This window comes from Streptomyces sp. NPDC048606 (assembly GCF_040650855.1).
Classification (GTDB): domain Bacteria; phylum Actinomycetota; class Actinomycetes; order Streptomycetales; family Streptomycetaceae; genus Streptomyces.
On record NZ_JBEZIB010000020.1, the window covers coordinates 126,841 to 144,802 of the forward strand.

At 71.5% G+C, this 17,962-nt stretch carries 14 protein-coding genes; 9 read left to right on the forward strand and 5 right to left on the reverse strand.

Annotation, left to right across the window (positions count from 1 at the left end):
- Positions 1-201: 201 nt before the first annotated feature.
- Complete coding sequence (locus tag AB0D01_RS22380) at positions 202-1,149, reverse strand: DJ-1/PfpI family protein (protein WP_363057853.1); 948 nt, start codon at positions 1,147-1,149, stop codon at positions 202-204.
- A gap of 146 nt (positions 1,150-1,295) precedes the next feature.
- Between AB0D01_RS22380 and AB0D01_RS22385 the strand changes: the two genes are divergently transcribed.
- Entirely contained in the window at positions 1,296-1,952 is a 657-nt protein-coding gene (locus AB0D01_RS22385; protein WP_363057855.1) for an HD domain-containing protein, read from the forward strand.
- Positions 1,953-2,101: 149 nt separating this feature from the next.
- Here the strand turns inward: AB0D01_RS22385 and AB0D01_RS22390 are convergent, their stop codons facing one another.
- Together AB0D01_RS22390 and AB0D01_RS22395 are read right to left on the reverse strand one after the other, a co-directional pair.
- Positions 2,102-2,938, reverse strand: coding sequence for an ABC transporter (locus AB0D01_RS22390; RefSeq protein ID WP_363057857.1), 837 nt, complete (start codon positions 2,936-2,938; stop codon positions 2,102-2,104).
- A gap of 5 nt (positions 2,939-2,943) precedes the next feature.
- On the reverse strand, positions 2,944-3,891 hold the full coding sequence (locus tag AB0D01_RS22395) for an ABC transporter ATP-binding protein (RefSeq protein ID WP_363057859.1): 948 nt from the start codon (positions 3,889-3,891) through the stop codon (positions 2,944-2,946).
- Between the two features lie 134 nt (positions 3,892-4,025).
- Here AB0D01_RS22395 and AB0D01_RS22400 point away from each other — a divergent pair, with 134 nt between their 5' ends.
- Both AB0D01_RS22400 and AB0D01_RS22405 read left to right on the forward strand, forming a co-directional pair.
- Positions 4,026-5,762: a histidine kinase gene (locus tag AB0D01_RS22400; RefSeq protein WP_363057861.1), complete on the forward strand. Its 1,737-nt coding sequence runs from the start codon at positions 4,026-4,028 to the stop codon at positions 5,760-5,762.
- Positions 5,759-6,463, forward strand: coding sequence for a response regulator transcription factor (locus tag AB0D01_RS22405; protein ID WP_363057863.1), 705 nt, complete (start codon positions 5,759-5,761; stop codon positions 6,461-6,463). Before AB0D01_RS22400 ends, AB0D01_RS22405 begins: the two co-directional genes overlap by 4 nt.
- An 82-nt stretch (positions 6,464-6,545) precedes the next feature.
- On the opposite strand, the gene AB0D01_RS22410 is transcribed toward AB0D01_RS22405, so the two are convergent.
- Complete coding sequence (locus tag AB0D01_RS22410; RefSeq protein ID WP_363057865.1) at positions 6,546-7,145, reverse strand: ferredoxin; 600 nt, start codon at positions 7,143-7,145, stop codon at positions 6,546-6,548.
- A gap of 574 nt (positions 7,146-7,719) precedes the next feature.
- Here AB0D01_RS22410 and AB0D01_RS22415 point away from each other — a divergent pair.
- From AB0D01_RS22415 to AB0D01_RS22425, 3 genes are all read left to right on the forward strand, one after another.
- Positions 7,720-8,394 (forward strand): ABC transporter ATP-binding protein, encoded by a 675-nt coding sequence (locus AB0D01_RS22415; RefSeq protein ID WP_363057867.1) that lies wholly within the window; start codon positions 7,720-7,722, stop codon positions 8,392-8,394.
- Entirely contained in the window at positions 8,391-10,598 is a 2,208-nt protein-coding gene (locus AB0D01_RS22420; RefSeq protein WP_363057869.1) for an ABC transporter permease, read from the forward strand. The genes AB0D01_RS22415 and AB0D01_RS22420 overlap by 4 nt, the downstream gene beginning before the upstream one ends.
- 335 nt (positions 10,599-10,933) lie before the next feature.
- The gene (locus AB0D01_RS22425) at positions 10,934-11,626 is read left to right on the forward strand and encodes a hypothetical protein (RefSeq protein ID WP_363057871.1); all 693 of its coding nucleotides are present in this window, start codon (positions 10,934-10,936) and stop codon (positions 11,624-11,626) included.
- 748 nt (positions 11,627-12,374) lie between these two features.
- Here the strand turns inward: AB0D01_RS22425 and AB0D01_RS22430 are convergent.
- The gene (locus tag AB0D01_RS22430; RefSeq protein WP_363057873.1) at positions 12,375-12,707 is read right to left on the reverse strand and encodes an NPCBM/NEW2 domain-containing protein; all 333 of its coding nucleotides are present in this window, start codon (positions 12,705-12,707) and stop codon (positions 12,375-12,377) included.
- Between the two features lie 1,434 nt (positions 12,708-14,141).
- Between AB0D01_RS22430 and AB0D01_RS22435 the strand changes: the two genes are divergently transcribed.
- The 3 genes from AB0D01_RS22435 to AB0D01_RS22445 all read left to right on the forward strand — a co-directional run bounded on the left by AB0D01_RS22435 (position 14,142) and on the right by AB0D01_RS22445 (position 17,869).
- Complete coding sequence (locus tag AB0D01_RS22435; RefSeq protein WP_363057875.1) at positions 14,142-15,608, forward strand: NUDIX domain-containing protein; 1,467 nt, start codon at positions 14,142-14,144, stop codon at positions 15,606-15,608.
- Positions 15,506-16,522, forward strand: a complete 1,017-nt coding sequence (locus AB0D01_RS22440) for a DUF6357 family protein (protein WP_363057877.1) — start codon at positions 15,506-15,508, stop codon at positions 16,520-16,522. The genes AB0D01_RS22435 and AB0D01_RS22440 overlap by 103 nt, the downstream gene beginning before the upstream one ends.
- Before the next feature lie 87 nt (positions 16,523-16,609).
- Positions 16,610-17,869 (forward strand): DUF6357 family protein, encoded by a 1,260-nt coding sequence (locus tag AB0D01_RS22445; RefSeq protein ID WP_363057908.1) that lies wholly within the window; start codon positions 16,610-16,612, stop codon positions 17,867-17,869.
- Positions 17,870-17,962: the final 93 nt, after the last annotated feature.

Here is a 17,962-nt window from a genome sequence, read left to right on the forward strand (position 1 = left end):
GTGAGACGCCTCGCCCTGTCCGTCCTGGATGGTGTCACCGCACGGTGCAGAGGCTTCGGCCCGTGCTTGCCGAGGCTCCGGCACTGCCGTTGCCGAAGCCGGCCTCGGCCGGGCCGGGCGCAGTAGTCCGTGTCGAAGGGTGCCCGGTGGGCACCGCTTGCGCGGTCGTCTTCCGTCCCCCGCCGGCGCGGCGTCGGGCGGTCAGTTCGTGCTGCGGAAGCGGGCGGCGTAGGCGGAGGGGGTCGTGCCCAGGTGGCGGGCGAAGGCGCGGCGGAGCGACTCGTCGGTGCCGAGGCCGCTGCGGCGGGCGGCGGAGGTGACGGGTTCGCCCTGTTCGAGGAGGATGCGGGCGGCCTCCAGGCGCAGTGTTTCCAGGTGGGCGCCCGGGGTGACGCCCGTGTGGGCCTTGAAGAGGCGCGACAGGTGACGGGGGCTCAGGCCGGCGCGGCGGGCGAGTGCCGGGAGGCCGTGGTCGGCCGCCGGGTCGGCGGCCATCGCGTCGAGCAGGGGGCGCAGTACGGGGTCCCGGGTGGGCGTCGTGCGGGAGGCTGCGGAGAACTGCGACTGTCCGCCCGGACGCTGGAGGAAGACGACGAGGTCGCGGGCGACCCTGCGGGCGGTGTCGGGGCCGTGGTCCTGTTCCACCATGGCGAGGCAGACGTCGATCCCGGCGGTGACTCCGGCGGAGGTCAGTACGCGGCCGTCGCGCACGTAGATGGCGTCGGGGGTGACGGTGGTGCGCGGGTAGGAGCGGGCGAGTTCCGCGGCGTGTTCCCAGTGGGTGGTGGCCCGGCGGCCGTCGAGGAGGCCGGCCGCGGCCAGGGCGAACGCCCCGGTGCAGACGGCGGCGACCCGCTGGGCGCGCGCGGCGAGCGCGCCGACGTCACGTACGAGGGAGGGGTGGCGGACCAGCGTGGAGAGGTCGGCGGGGCCGGGGACGACCAGGGTGTCGGTCGTGGTGACGGCCCCGGCGGACAGGTCGGCGTCGATCCGGAGTCCGGTGGAGGTGCGCACGGGGCCGCCGTCGGGTGTGCACACCCGGACGGTGTAGTGGCCGGCGGTGGTGAAGACCTCCAGCGGGGCGGCCACGTCCAGCAGTCGGGCGCCGTCGAAGGCGAGGACGGTGATCGTGTGTCGCTGGGGTGGCATGCGGTCACGGTAGCGGCCGGATCGGCGTGTCCGTATCCGTGGGGTACCTGTCTTCCGGGACGTGGTGGCGGGGGCGGAGCTCGGCGGATGCTTACGGCATACGGAGCACGGAGCACGGAGCACGGTTCGGGAAAGCGGGGAGTGCCATGGGTGGCGAGGACGTACGGGAGCACGCGCCGGGCGGGGTGGCGGTGCCGGACAGCCGGTTGGCCGTCGAGGCGACCGAGCTGGTCCGGGACACCGCGAGCGAGTTGATCTACCATCACTCGCGCCGGGTGTACTGGTTCGGAAGCCTGCGCGGGGTGCGGCGCGGGCTGGGTTTCGATGCCGAACTGCTCTACGTGGCCGCGATGTTCCACGATCTGGGGCTCGGGGAGCCGTTCCGGGACAGTGGGCGCCGGTTCGAGGTGGACGGGGCCGATGAGGCGCGCCGGTTCCTGGCGGAGCGAGGGGTGCCGCAGGAGGGGATCCGGAGGGTGTGGACGGCCATCGCCCTGCACACCACGCCGGGGATCCCGGAGTTCATGGAACCGGAGGTCGCGCTGGTGACCGCCGGGGTGGAGTACGACGTGCTGGGGCTGGGCTTCGACGAGGTGGACGCGAAGACCCGCCGGGCGGTGACGGCGCTGCATCCCCGGCCCGGGTTCAAGGAGCGGATCCTGACCTCGTTCGCGGAGGGCGTCGCGCCGAAGCCGCAGACCGCGTTCGGGAACGTCAAGTCCGACGTGCTGCGGCACTTCGTCCCGGGGTTCGAGCCCACGGACTTCGTGGAGGCGGTCCGCGCCTCCCAATGGGAGGAGTGAGCGGGGGACGGACGGCGCGGCGGGGCGGGTGCGTGCGGAAGCCCGGGGTCCGGGGCCCGGGTTAGGGCCCCGTCTCCCGGGCTGCGTCTCCCGGGCTCCGTCTCCCCGGAACGGTGCGGACCGCCGCGTGCGCGGTCGCGTCGTCGGGGTCAGGCGTCGCGCCGGCGGAGCACGGTGTGGCCGGCGGTGGCCGCCGCGAGGGCCCACAGGAGCAGGACCAGCAGTGCCGTACCGGTTCCGTACGGCTCGGTGTCCTGGGTCATCAGGACGGTACCGGCGACGGTCGGCATGTACTCACCGGCCGTCGCCAGCCACTTGGCGCCGATGACGGTCATCAGCTGCGGCAGGGCCAGCACGATCATGATGAGGGTGGTGATGGTGCCCGCCGCGCTGCGCAGGACGGCGCCGATCCCGACGGACATCACGGCGAGCGCGCCGAGGTAGACGGACGCCCCCAGGGCCGTCGCGAACAGGTCGCCGGCGGTGTAGGCGCCGTACTCGCCCATGAAGGCGGCGGTCGTCAGGGAGGCCGGCACGCTGAACACGAACCCGGCGACCGCCGCGACCCCCGCGACCACGCCCGTCTTGGACAGCAGCATCCGGCCCCGCGAGGGCACGCTCTGGAGCGTGGTGCGGATGGAACCGCCGGAGTACTCGCTCGTCAGCGCGAGCGTGGCGAAGACGATCACGGCGAGTTGGGAGATCAGGAAGGCCTGGGCAGCAGCGTGGGGGGCCGGGGAAGCCACGTCCACGCCCTTCGCGGCGCTGGCCGAGGCCGACATCCCGACGATCGTGGCGAATCCGACGGTCAGGAGGAGGCCGATGGCGAGGTTCCACCAGGTGGCCCGGACGCTGAAGAGCTTGGTCCACTCGAAGGCGAGGGCCCCGCGCAGGCCGCCGCCACTCCTCCTCGGTGCCGCGTGTTCGGCGAGCGCCTCTGCCGCCGCCGTCGTCGTTGTCGTCGTCGTTGTCGTTGTCGTCGTCATGGGAATCACGCTTTCCGGTGGGTGGGGGCGGAGAGGGCCGGAGCCGGGGTGGTGTACTCGACGGTCGCCGCGGTGAGTTCCATGTAGGCCTGTTCGAGGCTGGCCTTGCGCAGGCTCAGCTCGTGCACGGGCACCCGGTTCCGGAAGGCGACGTCGCCGATCCGCTCCAGGCTGCCGCCGACGACGATCAGCTCGTCGGAGCGCGGTCCGTCGCCCTGCTCGACGCTCATCGAGAGGCGGGCCAGCTCCCGCCGCAGGACGTCCGGCTGCGGGGTGCGCACCTTCACCGCGTTGAGGGAACTGCCCGCGATGACCTCTTCGATGGGGGCGTCCGCAATGAGCGTGCCCCGGCCGATGACCACGAGGTGGTCGGCGGTCTCCTGCATCTCGCTCATCAGGTGGCTGGAGACGAGGACCGTACGGCCCTCCGCGGCCAGCCCGCGCATCAACTCCCGTACCCAGCGCACCCCGTCGGGGTCCAGGCCGTTGACCGGCTCGTCGAACAGCAACACCTCGGGGTCACCCAGGAGCGCCGCAGCGATGCCGAGCCGTTGGCCCATGCCGAGCGAGAAGGAGCCGATCCGCTTCCTGGCGACCTCGGTGAGCCCGACGGTCTCCAGTACCCGGCCGACCCGCGAGGCGGGGATGCCGTTGCTGCGGGCCATGCCGAGGAGGTGGTGGTGGGCGGTGCGCCCCGGGTGACCGGCACGGGCGTCGAGCAGGGCGCCGACCTCGCGCAGGGGGTGGGTCAGCTCACCGTACGGCTTGCCCTTGATGAGCGCCCGGCCCGTCGTCGGCGCGTCCAGGCCGACGATCATCCGCATGGTGGTCGACTTGCCGGCGCCGTTGGGGCCGAGGAACCCGGTCACCTTGCCGGGGTTGATCTCGAAGGAAAGGTCGGACACCGCGGTCCTGTCGCCGTACCGCTTGGTGAGTCCGTTCAAAGTGATCATGGCCTGCCGGCTCCTTCCGAGGGCTTGCCCGAAGGCTAGGAACCGCGTGGACGCGCCCACATCCGTCGATCGGCAACGCCCCACACGACTTTCGTCAGGTCCTGGAACCCCCGGTTCTTCTGTAGCTTGCGGGAATGCAGCCATGGGGGGCCGTTGGACGGCGTACGAAGCGGTGGGGCGAGCGGTGGGGCGGACGGTGGGGCGAGCGGGTGTCCGGGAGCCCGGGGGCCCGCCCGTTCGGGGAACGCGGCACCCTGGGGCTGCTCGGCGTCCTGCTGGCGCCCGGGGTCGGGGAGGCCGGCCGGCTCGCGTCCGCGCCCGCCCCCTGCCTGGCGGCCCTGCTGGTGATCGTCGCGGCGGTCGCGGTCGAACGTACCGTCCCGTTGCTGTCGTTGCTGCTCGCGGCCTCGCTGTCCCTGCTCTACCCCTGGCTGGGCAGCAGCGTGTGGACCGCCTTCGCGGCCCTGGTGCTGAGCTTCCTCGCGGGCACCCGGCAGGGCCCCTCCGCACCCGCGCGGGCGCATCTCGTGTTCGCCGGGGTGGCTCTGTGCGGGCTGCCCCTGACGGCCGGGTTCGCACAGCCGAAGGACTGGCTCAGCGTGCTGGTCGTCGGCTTCGCGACCGCCGTGCTGCCGTGGTGGGTCGGCTACTGGTGGAGCCGGCGCGCAGCGCTCATGCACGCCGGATGGGAGCGCGCCGAACGCCTGGAGTGGAGGCAGCGCCAGGTCGCCGAGCAGGCGCGGCTGAAGGAACGCTCGCGGATCGCCGAGGACATCCACGACTCCCTCGGCCACGAACTGAGCGTGATGGCCCTGCTGTCCGGGGCCCTCGAACTGGCCCGAGGGATGCCCGAGGAGCACCGGGCGACGGTGGCGCAGCTGCGCGAGCGGTGCACGCGGGCCTCCGAGCAGCTGCACGAGGTGATCGGGCTGCTCCGCGACGAGGGCGGCGGCTCGTCCCCGCTCACCCCGTCCGACGAGTCGATCGTCGATCTCGTACGCCGCTTCGAACGCTCCGCCACGGGCGCCGTGCGGTACGTGGAGGAGGGCGGGGACCTGCCGCCGCTCGGCCTGCTCGCCGATCGGGCTGCCTACCGGGTCGTGCAGGAGGCGCTCACCAACGCGACGAAGCACGCGCCGGGTTCGGCCGTCACCGTACGGGTCACCCACCGGGCGCGCGAGACCGTGGTGTGGGTCTTCGACAAGCCGGCGGGCGGGGCGGACGCCGCGGACGCGCCGGTCGCCGTCGGCAGCGGGTCCGGGTTGATCGGGCTGGACGAACGGGTCCGGCTGGCGGGGGGCTCGCTGCGGGCCGGTCCCGCGTCGGGCGGGTTCGAGGTCCTGGCGCGGCTGCCCCGAGGCCGAGGGGACGGGGCGGACACGGTTGCTCCGTATCCGTACCCGTATCCGGATGCGGATCCCTACCCGCTCCCCGGTACCGGTACCGACGCCGACGCCGGCTCGCGCCCCGAGGGGGAGGCGCTGCCGGGTCCCGGTCACGTACGGGCGGCCCTCGTCCGGGCGCGGGCCGCCCTCAGGCGTGAGGTGGGGCGGGCCGCGCGGATCCCCGTGTTCGTCGGCGCGGGGCTCGCCACCCTCCTGGTGGGCTTCTACGTCTTCACCTCCGCGCTCACCTCGCTCGATCCCGAGGACTACGCGAGGATCCAGCCGGGCCGGCAGCGCACGGAACTCGCGACGCTCCTGCCGGAACGCTCGATCAGCAAGCCGCCCCCGATCCTCTCCGAACCTCCGGTACCGCCGGGGGCCGCCTGCGAGTACTACCGGACCGGGGGAAGCCTCCTGCGGATCAGCGACCGCATGTACCGTCTGTGCTTCAAGGACGATCTTCTGGTGGCCAAGGACATGTTGTGACAACGGGATTCGAGGAACGGACGACGGTGCGCGTACTGCTCGCCGACGACGAGATGATCATCCGGGTGGGGGTCCGCGCCATCCTGACCACCGACCCGGACATCGAGGTGGTGGCCGAGGCCTCCGACGGACGCCAGGCAGTCGAACTGGCCCGGATGCACCGGCCCGACGTCGCCCTCCTCGACATCCGGATGCCCGAGATGGACGGCCTGACGGCCGCCGGGGAACTGCGCGGTACCAATCCGGAGACGGGGGTGATCATGCTGACCACCTTCGGGGAGGACAAGTACATCGAGCGGGCCCTCGACCAGGGCGTGGCCGGGTTCCTCCTGAAGGCCTCGGACCCCAGGGAGCTGATCTCCGGAGTCCGAGCCGTGGCGGACGGCGGCTCGTGCCTGTCCCCGCTGGTCGCCCGCCGGCTGATGACCGACCTGCGCCGCGCGCCCGCGCAGCGCGGCGGCGAGGCGGAGGGCCTCACCGGCCTGCTGACGCAACGCGAGCGGGAGGTCCTCGGGATGCTCGGGGCCGGCCTGTCGAACGCGCAGATCGCCGAGCGGCTCCACCTGGTGGAGGGCACCATCAAGACGTACGTGAGCGCGATCCTGACCCGGTTGGGCGTACGCAACCGGGTGCAGGCGGCGATCATCGCCTACAGGGCGGGCCTCGTGGAGAACGACCCTCCGGGCCCGGGGAGTTCCTAGCCACCCGGGTGGCCGGTGCGGCCCTCTCTCCGCCCCGGCCGCCCTTCGTCACCGCAGGAAATCCGCCGCCCGGCCGTAAACATCAAGATCTGCGGCTGGAGTGCCAGAGGTCGGGCAGAATGACGTCGACTTCAGGCGCTTCACCATTATCCAAGTGGAACATGTACACCCTGAGGTCGCGCTCCAAATCGCCGTCAATATATTCGAGATAGTCGCGCAATCCAGACACCAGATCGTGATCTGTTGGATTTTTTCGATGCGCCAAGCCGCAAGACGCGGAATGAATCCATTCCCGCACGCGTTCTCGACTTCTCCACCAATCCCGAACTCCCGCCACCGTCCAATATTGATCGCCATCGGAGGCGTAGGCGCCATACGGATCATTTAATGCGGCAAACAGAACCTTGTGAACCTCAAGAGGATTTCTGGGCTGCCGGAAGACGAACTCGTCCATCTCGTCCCCGTAGAGAATGTTCAAGGGGGCGATCTCCCTCCCCATCATGCAGGTGTCGGTCTCGGCCCCGTAGAACGGTCCCGGCACGTTCCTCCAATCGCGATTCTCCCACGACCCGAAAAGATAGGACTCCGGGCTGGGCAGCTCGAAAACGCCACTCCCGTACTCGACGGAGACACCGGAAGAAGATCTGATATGAGGCGTCGGATCCCAGTACATTTCGGTCACAATTCCTTCAGTCCAACCACTCGGCGTCAATAAGCGTTAAGGTCGCCCAGTCGGGCGCGATGGCATTCCACCCGAGGCACGTGCCGGTGGGTCGAGATTACTTGGACCCAGCTGGGGCGTCGACAGTGATGTCGTCCACTGCCATGCACTCGGCGAACGCCACAGCCTGCCTAAGGGAAGGTCACCAACGAGGTGACCGCGTCCGCTTCTTGGCGGTCTTCCGCTTCGCCGCCCAGGCGACCGCAACGGCGGCAGGGGTGGTCGAGCCGACAACCACCGTCGCCGCACCAACGACCGCGAGCTGCGCAACGCCGGCGGCTCTGGCACGACCGACGGTCTTCGGCCGTCCGACTCGGACGGCTACGTTCGTGCGCACCGGGCCTGTGTGGCCATCAACTGCCGGCCCGACAAGTACTGGGCCTGGCCGTACCCCTGACCGGCGGCACGCCCGGGTGATTGACTCTGGCAAGGGCGGCACTCTCCGCGTGCCGCCCCCGTGCCGTACCCGCCGTGTCAGACACCGTCCGGGCGTGTCCCCGCCCGGGCCGAGAGTAGGGGTGCCGTGATCGAGTCGGTGCTGAGTATCCGTGAGCTCGACTGCGAGGTAGCGGGCAGGGCGTTGTTCGACTCCCTGGAGCTGGAGTTGGCCTCCGGTACCTCGCTGGCGATCACCGGGCCCAGCGGCTCCGGGAAGAGCACCCTGCTCTCCTGCGTCATGGGCCTTGTTCGCCCGGCCGGCGGGACGGTCCACGTCGCCGGGACCGACATCACGCGATTACGCGGCGCCGCGCTCGCGCGCCACCGCAGCGCCCGCATCGGCATGGTCTTCCAGTTCGGGGAGCTGCTGCCGGAACTCTCCCCTCTCGACAACGTCGCGCTGGCCGCGCTTCTTGCCGGCACCGACCGGCACACCGCCTACGCCAGGGCGCGGGAGCTGCTCTCCGAGCTCGGAGTTCCGACGGCGGCCTCCAGCGAGGACCTCTCGGGGGGCGAGCGCCAGCGGACCGCGGTGGCGCGCGCACTGGTCAACGCGCCGGCTCTCCTCCTCGCCGACGAGCCGACCGGCGCCCTGGACGCCGCCACCCGCGAGAAGGTGTCCGACATCCTGTTCGCCATGCCCGCCCGGTACCGGTGCGGGCTCCTGGTCGTCACCCACGATCCGGCGGTGGCGGAACGCGCTGACCGTGTCCTGGCGTTGGCCGACGGTGTCCTCGTTCCCGCCGGCCGCGACGCGGCGGCCGGCCGATGAGCACGCCGGGGTTGCGACGCCGGCTGCTCCGCATCGGCCGGCAGGCCGGGAAGCAGGCCGAAGCCGGCCGTATCCGCTTCGTCGCGTTGCTGACCGCGACGGTGATGACGGCCCTGGCGCTGTCCTCCCTCATCGCGACGCACGCCACCTACGAAGGGCAGGCCGCCCGCGGACTCGACCGCACCCCCGTCCTCCATGAGGATGCCGGGGAACGGCCCGCCCGCGCCCTTTGGGCAGTGGCCAACGATTCCATCAGCGGCAGCGGTCCGTTCGCCGTCCAGTTCATCCTGCCCCTGACCGAGGACGCACCGCTGCCTCCCGGCGTGCGGAGATGGCCGGGGCCGGGCGAAGCGATCCTCTCCCCCGCCCTGCGCGCACGTGCCGGGACCGAGGACATCGGCCGGCGCTACGGCCGCGACGCGGGCGCGATCTCGCCCGATGCCCTGCAGTCACCCGACGAGCTCCTCGCCTACGTCCGGCCCGCGACGGCCCCCGCGCCCCGGGCGATGCAGCCCATCGTGGGCTACGGCCCGCAGGCAGGGCCCGCGTACCGCTTCATCGGGCAGAGCGAGTACGCCAAGCCCGAGTGGACCTTCCAGATCATGCCGCTGCTCCTCCTGCTGTTGCCCGCGACGGTCCTGCTGATGGTGGCGGCGCGGTCCGGGGCGCATCACCGGGACAGGCGCGCCGCGCTGGTGGAGGTCCTCGGGGGCACGCCCGGGCACCGCGCGCTCATCGTGACGGGAGAGGCCCTGACCGCCGTCACGACCGGAGCGGCCCTGGCGCTCGCGGCCGTCGCCACCGGCTGCGTGACGGACGTTCCGCTCCCGCTGACCGGGCACGTCGTCGCGGCCGCGGACCTGGCCCGGTGGTGGTGGGCCCTGGCCCTCACCGTCATCGCCGCGGCCGTCGTCGTCCTGATCGCGGTGACCGCCACGGACCGATTGAGCGGCGGACGCCACCGGGAGGGGAACCGACCGCGCGCCGCCGGGCGTTCGCCGGTCCGCTGGGCCCTGTCGTGCCCGGTCATGCTGCTGATCGCGGTCCGTGGCCCGGAGCTCTTCGAGCCCGGAACCACCGCCTACGTCATGACCAACTGGATCGGAGTCGCCGCCACCCTGGCCACCCTGCCGGCCGCGGTCGCCGTGGTCACCTCGGCCCTCGGGCGAGGCGTCGGCGGCCTCGGGCGGCGATGGGGCCGGCCCGGGCTCCTGGTGGCGGGCCACCGTGCCGCGGCCCACCCCGCGCCGATCGCACGGATGACCGCCGGGGTCGTGGTGGCCGTGGGTCTGCTGCTGCAGGTCGTGGCCTGGCAGGGCCAACTCGGCGACGCGGCCCGCGCCGCGCGCGCCACCGTGGACCGCGTCGGGAACAGCGCTCTCGTCATCCGCCCGAGGGGAGCCACCGCGGAGCAGCTCACCGCCTACGCCGCCGGCCTGCCCCCGGACGTCCACATGGTTTCGCTGACCACGTCCCCACAGGACGATCGGCTCACGGTGCACGGCCGGTGCCCGGCACTGCGGGTCTTGGGGCTCGGCTGCCCCTCGCCTTCCGGAACGCCGGCCGACGCGCCTGCCGACCCCCGGATGCGCGAACTCCTGGGCTGGTACGGCGAACGCACCGGCGGCTTCACCGTCCACCAGGCGGACCCTTGGGGACAGGACGTCGCCCAGGGCGGCATGACCCAGACCGTCCTGGTCTCGGGTTCCGGCTCCGATCTCTCCGTACCGGACGCCAAGAAGTCCGCCTATCGGGCCTTCCCCCTCGGCGCGGACGTCGACTCCATCGGCGGCGAATGGCTCACCGCCGCCGAAGTCAACCGCGTCCAAGGCCGCTGGATCACCCTCTTCGGTCTCCTCGGCATCTGCGTCCTCGCCTCGGCGGCCGCGTTCGGCTCGCTCGCGGAGTTCCTGCGCAACGGCCGAGCGCTCGCACCGCTGACCGGCCTGGCCGGCAACCGGCGCATCCACTGGGCGACCGCGGCTGTGAGCGTCCTCGCGCCACTCTGCCTCGCCGGGATCGCCGGCTGCGTCATCGGCGCGTGGCTCGCCTTCCCCAAGACCGCGAGCGGCGCCTCGTACATCACCGACGGCCTCCTCGTCGGCTGCGCCGCGGTGGTGGCCCTGGTGGGCGTCGTCGCGTGGATCTGGGGAGCGACGGTCTCGGTGCGGCAAGCGACGCTCTGGCGTCCCCGAGGGGAATAGACCGTTCCCCTCATCAGCGCCGGACCCAGAGGCGCAAAGCCCGAACACCCCGATCTCACCCGGCGGTGGCCCACTGGCCGCGTACGGCTCGGTCGCCTTCGGCCGGCTCAGCCTGATACAGGCTGTTGAGGTCTCGCAGCACCTGGCGCTGGGCACCATCAGGACGGCTTCGCACGGCACGGCCTCCCCGGCGTCGGCAGCGGCGCCGGCGGCAAACTCGACCTGAACGACGTCGTCGATGTCCGGGGCATAGTCGGTGCTCGGCCCGGTCCGACGCCTAGCCTGAGCCGAGGCTCTCATCGGCCCGCGACGTAACAAACCAAGGAGGCCACGGAATGGCGGTAGAGATGCTCCCGCACCGAGCCGGGCGCGAAGTCGACTTCGAACCCCTGCTGGACGAGCTCCTTGCGATCTTCTGCCCGGATTGGGAGTTGCCGCCGATCATGGAAGGCGAGCACCAGCACCACCGCAACGAGGTGAAGCGATACCAGCTCGGTGAGGCCGCAGCCCAGGACTTCGCGGCGACACGGCAGCACGCCGACCTCCTCTTGCATGCGGCCGTGCACGATCAATGCCGAAGCGGAATACGGCAACTCATCCATCCCCTGGTGGCAGCTTGCGGCCACCGCCAGGTCCAGGCAGCGATCATCGACTACATGCGGACCGGCTCCGACCCCGAAAGGATCGGTGCCAGCATGGCCTGGTACTTCTCTAACCCGGGGCTCCGGTACGCCTCCATGGAGGAACTTCGCCGGGGAGTGCCGACAGAGGAGAACAAAGCGGCAGTAGAGGCGCTGGCCGACCTCCGCAGCGACTACCGATCGGCTTGCCTCTCCGCGTTCCTGGTCTGCGAAGACCCACAGACGCGCCAGGACCTCTCGCTGGACCTCAGTCTCGATCCGGCGGACTACCCCACCGGACTCCGGGACAGCCATGAGAAGGCCAGGCTCATCATCGAGGCAGACCTTGAACGGTATCGCCGGCTCCTGGAACGCTGCACGCACAGGCCGCCGTCGGCATCGGACTGACAAGATCAATCGGCGCACCACTTGATCAGTCACACCAGCACGGTTCCAGAAGCCCACCGTTGCGGTGCTACGAATCGAACTCGATGTGGTGTCGACGTCTGTGCGCTCCATCAGGCCGCCGACGCGGCAGCTGCGGTCCTTGAAGAGACCTCCTGCAGAGCTTCTGCGGCGATGCCCGAAGATGCTGCACGGCCGGGCCTCTCCTGGCGCCTCACCGTCGACGGCGACGGCGCACGCGTCACCCGCATACCCGCGCCCACCGCCGCGACCGGCGAGGCCCCGGACGCGACCGGCGCCTCCGTCCACGGCATGGCCAGTCCGGCTCGCTGCGATCCTGCCCTGGGCAGTGGTGGTGCGGGCAGAGGGAGGCAGCCGGAAGGGCGGATCGGCGGGCGCAGTGGCCGTCCCGGTTGGCGTCGGTTTCATCGTTGACGGTTCAACGACGAAATGGAGCCGGCGAAGCCGACGCGATACTGCTGTGACCGGCTCATTCGTCGTACCGAAACGGCTCCGGCGTTTCAGGTATTCACGCGAGAACCGAGCCGTTGTGGTGGTCGAATGGGGTGTGGCGTCTGGGATGTGCCAGGTCCCGGCAGTGGGTTCAGGGAGGTGGCCGGGTTGGCCACCACCGACGGGCCGATGGTCCGGCCGCTGGGCCACCTTCGCAGCCGTCGCGCATTCGGTTGACGCGTGGTCCGGGCTACCCAGAGGCTTTGGTCGAGAAGAGCGCAATACACCTGGTGGGCACCTACTTGGCCGTCAGGGTGGGGTCGATCCACACGGCGAATCCAGGGTCGTACGGGTAGCAAGGCCAAGTTTGCAGCGTGATCCGGAAGGCGTTGCTGACGTCCAAGGTGACCGTCCCCGGAGTGTTGCCCGCGTCTTTGGTCGCATGCAGCCGTTCTGCGCCGTCTACCCAGATCGTGAACTGCTCGGGCACCTTGTCCCAGTCGTCGGTCACACCATATGTGGCGGTGAAGGTTGCGTACTTCCGGTCCAACTGCCAAGTCGTGTGAGAGCAGGACGAGTACATCGTCAAGGGGTAGCTCTTGAGGTTGACTGTCTGAGGTCCGATGTCCAAGGACTTCTCCCGCTCCTTGATGGGAGTGAGGCTGGTCAAGGAGACCGTCGAGCCGGGGCTCGGTAGCGCGGGCGCCGGCGGAGTCGTGGCCGGACCGGGCGACGTCGGCGCAGGCGTCGGAGTTGGCGGAGAGGTCGGCGTTGGCGGAGGGATCGGCGTTGGCGACTTCGCGGGGTGCGCGGTGGTCGGAGTTTCGGCGACCGGCGGCGCGGCGGGTGCCGGCGCTGATGCCGTACGGCCTCCGGAGAGAAAGCTGAACAGTGCGATCACCACCCCGATCACGGCGGCCAGGGCCGAGACCGCCCCGGCTATCTCGGCGACGCTGTGCCGCCTGCGAGGGAGCGGGAGGGCTGGTGGGCCTGGTGGCGGGGGTGGGACGGTGGGCTCCTCCGGCGAAGGCACATCTGTCGACAACTCGGGCTCCATGGGCGTGAGTTCAGGTGATGATGGCCTGCATTAAACGATGCTTGTCCGCCCCGGCGAAAGGCCTTCTGGACCGTTCCGAACGTGTTGAGCCACACCGCCCCCACCGTTGGAGAGCCAAGCGCCGACCCCCTTCGCGGTCGGATACACGAAACGCACTCAGGACATCCGTAAAGACAGGCCGCCTCAGAACGGTCGCCGCGAGGCACGACACGTCCTTGGAGGTGGTTGTCCTTTCGAAGCCTGAGAACTGCGTTCTCGCTGGTCAGGCATAGGGTCGGCGGTCTCGTGACAGTAGTGTCGTCGACGCGGACGTGACCACCGCGGTGATGCGGCGCGCCGCCGAGCCGACGGCCGACTGTCCGGCTGCGCACCCATCACGAGCAGGGGGCAACGGCGGCTCACTCCGTCGGTCACGTTCACGTCCGCGTCGTGCGCCCCGCACTGTGCCGCCCGCCCACTGATCCGAGGCGGTCCAGGCCACCCTGAACCTCGCCGCCTCCAAGGACCACTACCACTCAGGACGCGCAGTATCTCGGCGGTCGGCTCCTTCGGCTCGACCCTGCGCGGGCCCGGTGACATTCCAGCGAAACCCGGTCATGAATCGCCGTCACACGACCGTACAAGCCCCTGATCGGGTGCCGCACCTCGGCAACCACTCGAACGTGTGAGTTCAAAACCGACCAGGCAAGCAGCTCTTGCCCTCTCCGGGAGAATCGCATTCGCGTGCGAGACATTCGCACGTTCGAGGCCGTTACGGCCGTCCGTTCGGGGCGTTCTTAGAGCACCAGTGCCAACCAGCCTCCCGGATGGAGGACATAGTGAACGCCGAACCCGCTCCCGCCCATCGGCCTTGTGAATTCGAACAGCGGCTGCCCACATCCGCCGCCCGACCCCCCAGGGCCCTCGTCGGTCCGCCCGTACCCTCTGCCACCGCCGATCAGCGCTCGCCACGCCGGTGAACGTCGCCGACGCCGCCCTGCCCCGTCCCACCGATCTGTGAGGCCACTCTTGCCACCCGCACGCTCGCACATCCACGAGCTCGTCACCGCCTACCTGGAACGGCATCCGGCCGAAGCGCCCGCGCTCGCGCCGTTGTTACGGATGCTGGACGAGGACGCCGAGCCCACAAGTCGCTCGACGACTCCGGGGCACATCACGTGCAGCGCGGTCGTCGTCGACCACGACCGCCGTGTCCTGCTCGTCCACCACAACCTCTTCGGGCTGATGCTCGCACCGGGCGGGCACGTCGAGGCAGGTGATCGCACGCTGTCGGCGACGGCGCTGCGCGAGGTCCACGAGGAGGCCGGCATCCCGCCAGGCGCCCTGTGTGCCACCGCCGCGTACGGTCTGCTGCCCATCGACATCGACGTCTTCGACGTCGACGCCAACCCCGCCAAAGGCGAAGGCGCCCACCGGCACTGGGACTTCCGCTTCGTCTTCCAGGCGGTGGACCGGGACGTCGAGGTCACGGTGCGGACGGAGGAGGTCTCCGCCGCCGAGTGGCGTCCCTTCGACGAGGTCGCGGCCCCGCAGTTGCGGGCGAAGCTCCGCGCCTCCGGGCTCGACGGCCGCATCGAGCCGGTCGACGCCTCGGCGTTGGTCCACGACGGGCACGGCCGCTACCTGATGCACCTGCGCGACGACCTTCCCGGGATCTGGGAGCCCGGGGCCTGGGCCCTGCTCGGCGGAGGCCGTGAGCCGGGCGACGCCTCGCTCGAGGAGACCGTCCGACGAGAACTGCGCGAGGAGGCCGGGCTCGAACCGGGCGTCGTCGAGCCGTACGCCGTCGAGCTCGCGACCGGTACCGACGGCCTGACCGTGCCGATCCAGGTGTTCACCGCCCGGTGGAACGGCGACCCCGCCGACCTGCCGCTCAGCGAGGGCGTGATGCTCGCCTGGTTCCACCCCGACACCATGGCCCGCCTGAGGCTCAGCCCCTCGACCCTGGACCTCGTACGCCGACACGCCCGGCACACGGCCCGCGGAACCGGCGGGCCAGACGGGCCGGACGGGCCGGACGGGCCGCAGGCGGGTAGTACGAGCGTCCCGCACATCGTCGGCGTCCACCTCTACCTGGAACGCGGCGGCCAGGTGCTGCTCGGGCTGCGGCACCCCGACTCCGCGTTCGCCGGCGGCACCCACCACTTCCTGGCCGGGCACTGCGAGCAGGAGTCCGCGGTGGCCTGCCTGGTCCGCGAGGCGCGGGAGGAGGCCGGTCTGCTCATCGACCCGGCCGACGTCGAGCTCGCGCACGTCGTGCACATGGTGGACGAGCCCGGGGACCAGCCCAGGATCGGGTTCGTCTTCCGCGCTCGGCAGTGGACGGGAACACCCGAGGTCCGGGAGCCGGACCGGTGCGTCTCCTGGGGCTGGTGGCCCTACGACGCCCTCCCCGAGCCGATCGTCCCCTACGCCCGCGCGGCGATCGAGGGCATCCGAGCCGGCCGCCCCTACACCGAGCTCGGCTGGACCTGACCGCCCGCGCTGGTGATCGACACCGGCGACCTCACCGCGGGCCGGACCCGCGAGGCCGTGCTCGCCCACCTCGCCCGCATCTGAAAGCCCGAAGGTCCGTCCCCCGACCACCTTGCTCCCCGGGCCTCGTCCGGCTGGGGGACCCGGCCCGGCGGCTGCCCGGCAGGCGGGCCGGTGGGAGGGGCTGTCAGGGGGGCGCTCCGGGTGGACTAGGCTGCCGGGATTTACCGTGCGAGCGAAGGACAGCCATGGCCCGCCCCTACCCTGCCGGAGCGAAGCGGTTCGTCTTCGGCGCCGGTGACGGCAGCAATCAGCAGGTTTCCGCGGCCGATGCGCAGGAGGCCTACGAGGCGTTCTCCCTGTTCTTCCGGAGCCGGGACGGTGACGCCGCCGTCAGCACCTTCACCATCGGTGACGAGGAGGCGGGGCAGCGTCTGGTCCTCATGCCCGGCCGGGGTGTCATCGCCCGGGTCGATGGGGCGGACCGCCCTCGGTCGGAGTACCTCCGGGTCGACCGCGCGAACCGATACCTGCCGAGCGCGATGCTGTTCTTCGAGAACGGCCACGCGGGCCTGGACCACTTCGGCCAGTGGTTCGGGGACCTCTCCGACCTCGACGCGCCCCCGGAGATCCGGGGCGCCGCCCGCGCCGCCGCGTTCACGACGGAGGCGGCGGCGCTCGAAGAGGTCGCCCGGATCTGGGCGGACTCGGGCATCGTCGACCCGAGCGACCGGTTCCACGTCTTCTTCGACTCGCAGGACCTCGACGACGACCGAGCCGAACGCGCCGAGCTGCTCGCGCTCATCGCGTTCCTCGGCATCGAACGGGTCGACGCTCCGGACGGCTCCCCCGGCGGTGAGGTCTGGGTGCGTACCGACGCACGCCTCGACGCCGCGTGTGCGCGGTGGGCGTGAAGGGGCCCCGCGCCGGCGGCGTCCGGCCCGTGCCGAGCCGTGCCGAGCCGACCCGAGCCGCTGCGTAGGGAGCCTGAACCCATGACCGTGAGAGACGTCGTGTTCACCCGCGGCAGCGCTTGGCTGCCGGTCGTGATCCGCGAGGACGGCGGGCTGAGGCTCATGCTCGGTGCCGGAGCCGACGCCAACCACGATCCCCGTACGTTCACCTTCCCCGTCGAGGAGGCCCATCTCGCGGTGATCCGGGACGACCTGCCCCGGCACCTGCTCCTGTGGAGCGCCGTCCTCCCGCTGTGCGACGACGCCGGAACCGGCGGCCCGCTCGACGAGGACGCCGCCGTCGCCCTCCTCGACCCGATCCTCCTCGCCCCGCCCGCGGACGTCGACGCGCTCTTCCGACGCGTCCGGTGGGACAGGAGCCGGCTCGTCGCCCACGGCGCCGACCTCGGCCTGCTCGCACGCGGACGGGTCTGCGCGGCGATGCGGTCAGCGACCGGGACGGCAAACGAGAAGCGGGCCCGGGAGCATCAGGCGGACCGACGGCGCGCCGAGCGCGGAACGGTCCTCGGCCCGCTGGATGCCGCGCTGCTGCGGTACACGGGCCGGTACGTGCACGGCGGCGCGGTCCCCCGCCGGCTGCCCGAGGCCGTCGACGCCGCGCTCCTGCCGGAGGTGATGCGGGTGATCGCCACCGCGGAGCGGGCGTGCGCGGGGATGCGGATCGGCCTCGATCCGCGTCGGGGCAACCGCGCCACGGACAAGCAGGAGTGGGACCGGGTGACGGCGGCGGTCGAGGCGGCCGTGCGTGGCGCGCACCCGGCGCTCGTCGACGACGCGGTGCGTACGGTGGGCTTCCTGATGTGCACGGAGACCGCGGCCCGCTCCAGGAACACGTCCGCGGAGGCCGACGACGCGGGGGCCGACGGCGCGGAGGCCGATGACGACCGGAAGACGGCCCTGTCGTTCACCGACGACAAGGGCGTCGAGAGGAAGTGGCTGCGGGGCGGCCCGCGCAGTGCTTCGGCGGAGTTCTGGCAGTTCGTCGGCGATCGGTCCGCCGCCGACAACGAGGTGTTCACCATCGAGGACGAGCAGCGGGGCGAGGGGATCCAGCTCCACTTCTACGCGGACTCCGTCGCCCGGATCACGACGACCCGCGCGGGGAGGAAGGGGCGGGATCCGGAGTACCGGGTCGAGTACGGCCTCGTCGACGGGCTCGGCGCGTACCGGAACCTGGTCCGCGCCTTCACCCGCGGCGGCTGCGCCGCACTCGACCCGTTCGGTCCCTGGATGTCGGACGTCGCCGAGTTCGAACGCGCCCGCCGAGCCCGGCGGGGAGCCCGCTGACGCCTTCGCATGCCGCCCTTCAGTACCGCACCGGTCAGGGACCGTCCGCGGCGTGGCTCCGCGACCGGTCGGCGGCCCGGGGCGGCCGCGGCG

What these genes read in the sequence shown, in the direction of transcription:
- AB0D01_RS22380 (WP_363057853.1), bottom strand. Translation starts at nt 1,149, where the DNA reads ATGCCACCCCAGCGACACACGATCACCGTCCTCGCCTTCGACGGCGCC.
- AB0D01_RS22385 (WP_363057855.1), top strand. Translation starts at nt 1,296, where the DNA reads ATGGGTGGCGAGGACGTACGGGAGCACGCGCCGGGCGGGGTGGCGGTG.
- AB0D01_RS22390 (WP_363057857.1), bottom strand. Translation starts at nt 2,938, where the DNA reads ATGACGACGACAACGACAACGACGACGACAACGACGACGGCGGCGGCA.
- AB0D01_RS22395 (WP_363057859.1), bottom strand. Translation starts at nt 3,891, where the DNA reads ATGATCACTTTGAACGGACTCACCAAGCGGTACGGCGACAGGACCGCG.
- AB0D01_RS22400 (WP_363057861.1), top strand. Translation starts at nt 4,026, where the DNA reads ATGCAGCCATGGGGGGCCGTTGGACGGCGTACGAAGCGGTGGGGCGAG.
- AB0D01_RS22420 (WP_363057869.1), top strand. Translation starts at nt 8,391, where the DNA reads ATGAGCACGCCGGGGTTGCGACGCCGGCTGCTCCGCATCGGCCGGCAG.
- AB0D01_RS22425 (WP_363057871.1), top strand. Translation starts at nt 10,934, where the DNA reads ATGGCGGTAGAGATGCTCCCGCACCGAGCCGGGCGCGAAGTCGACTTC.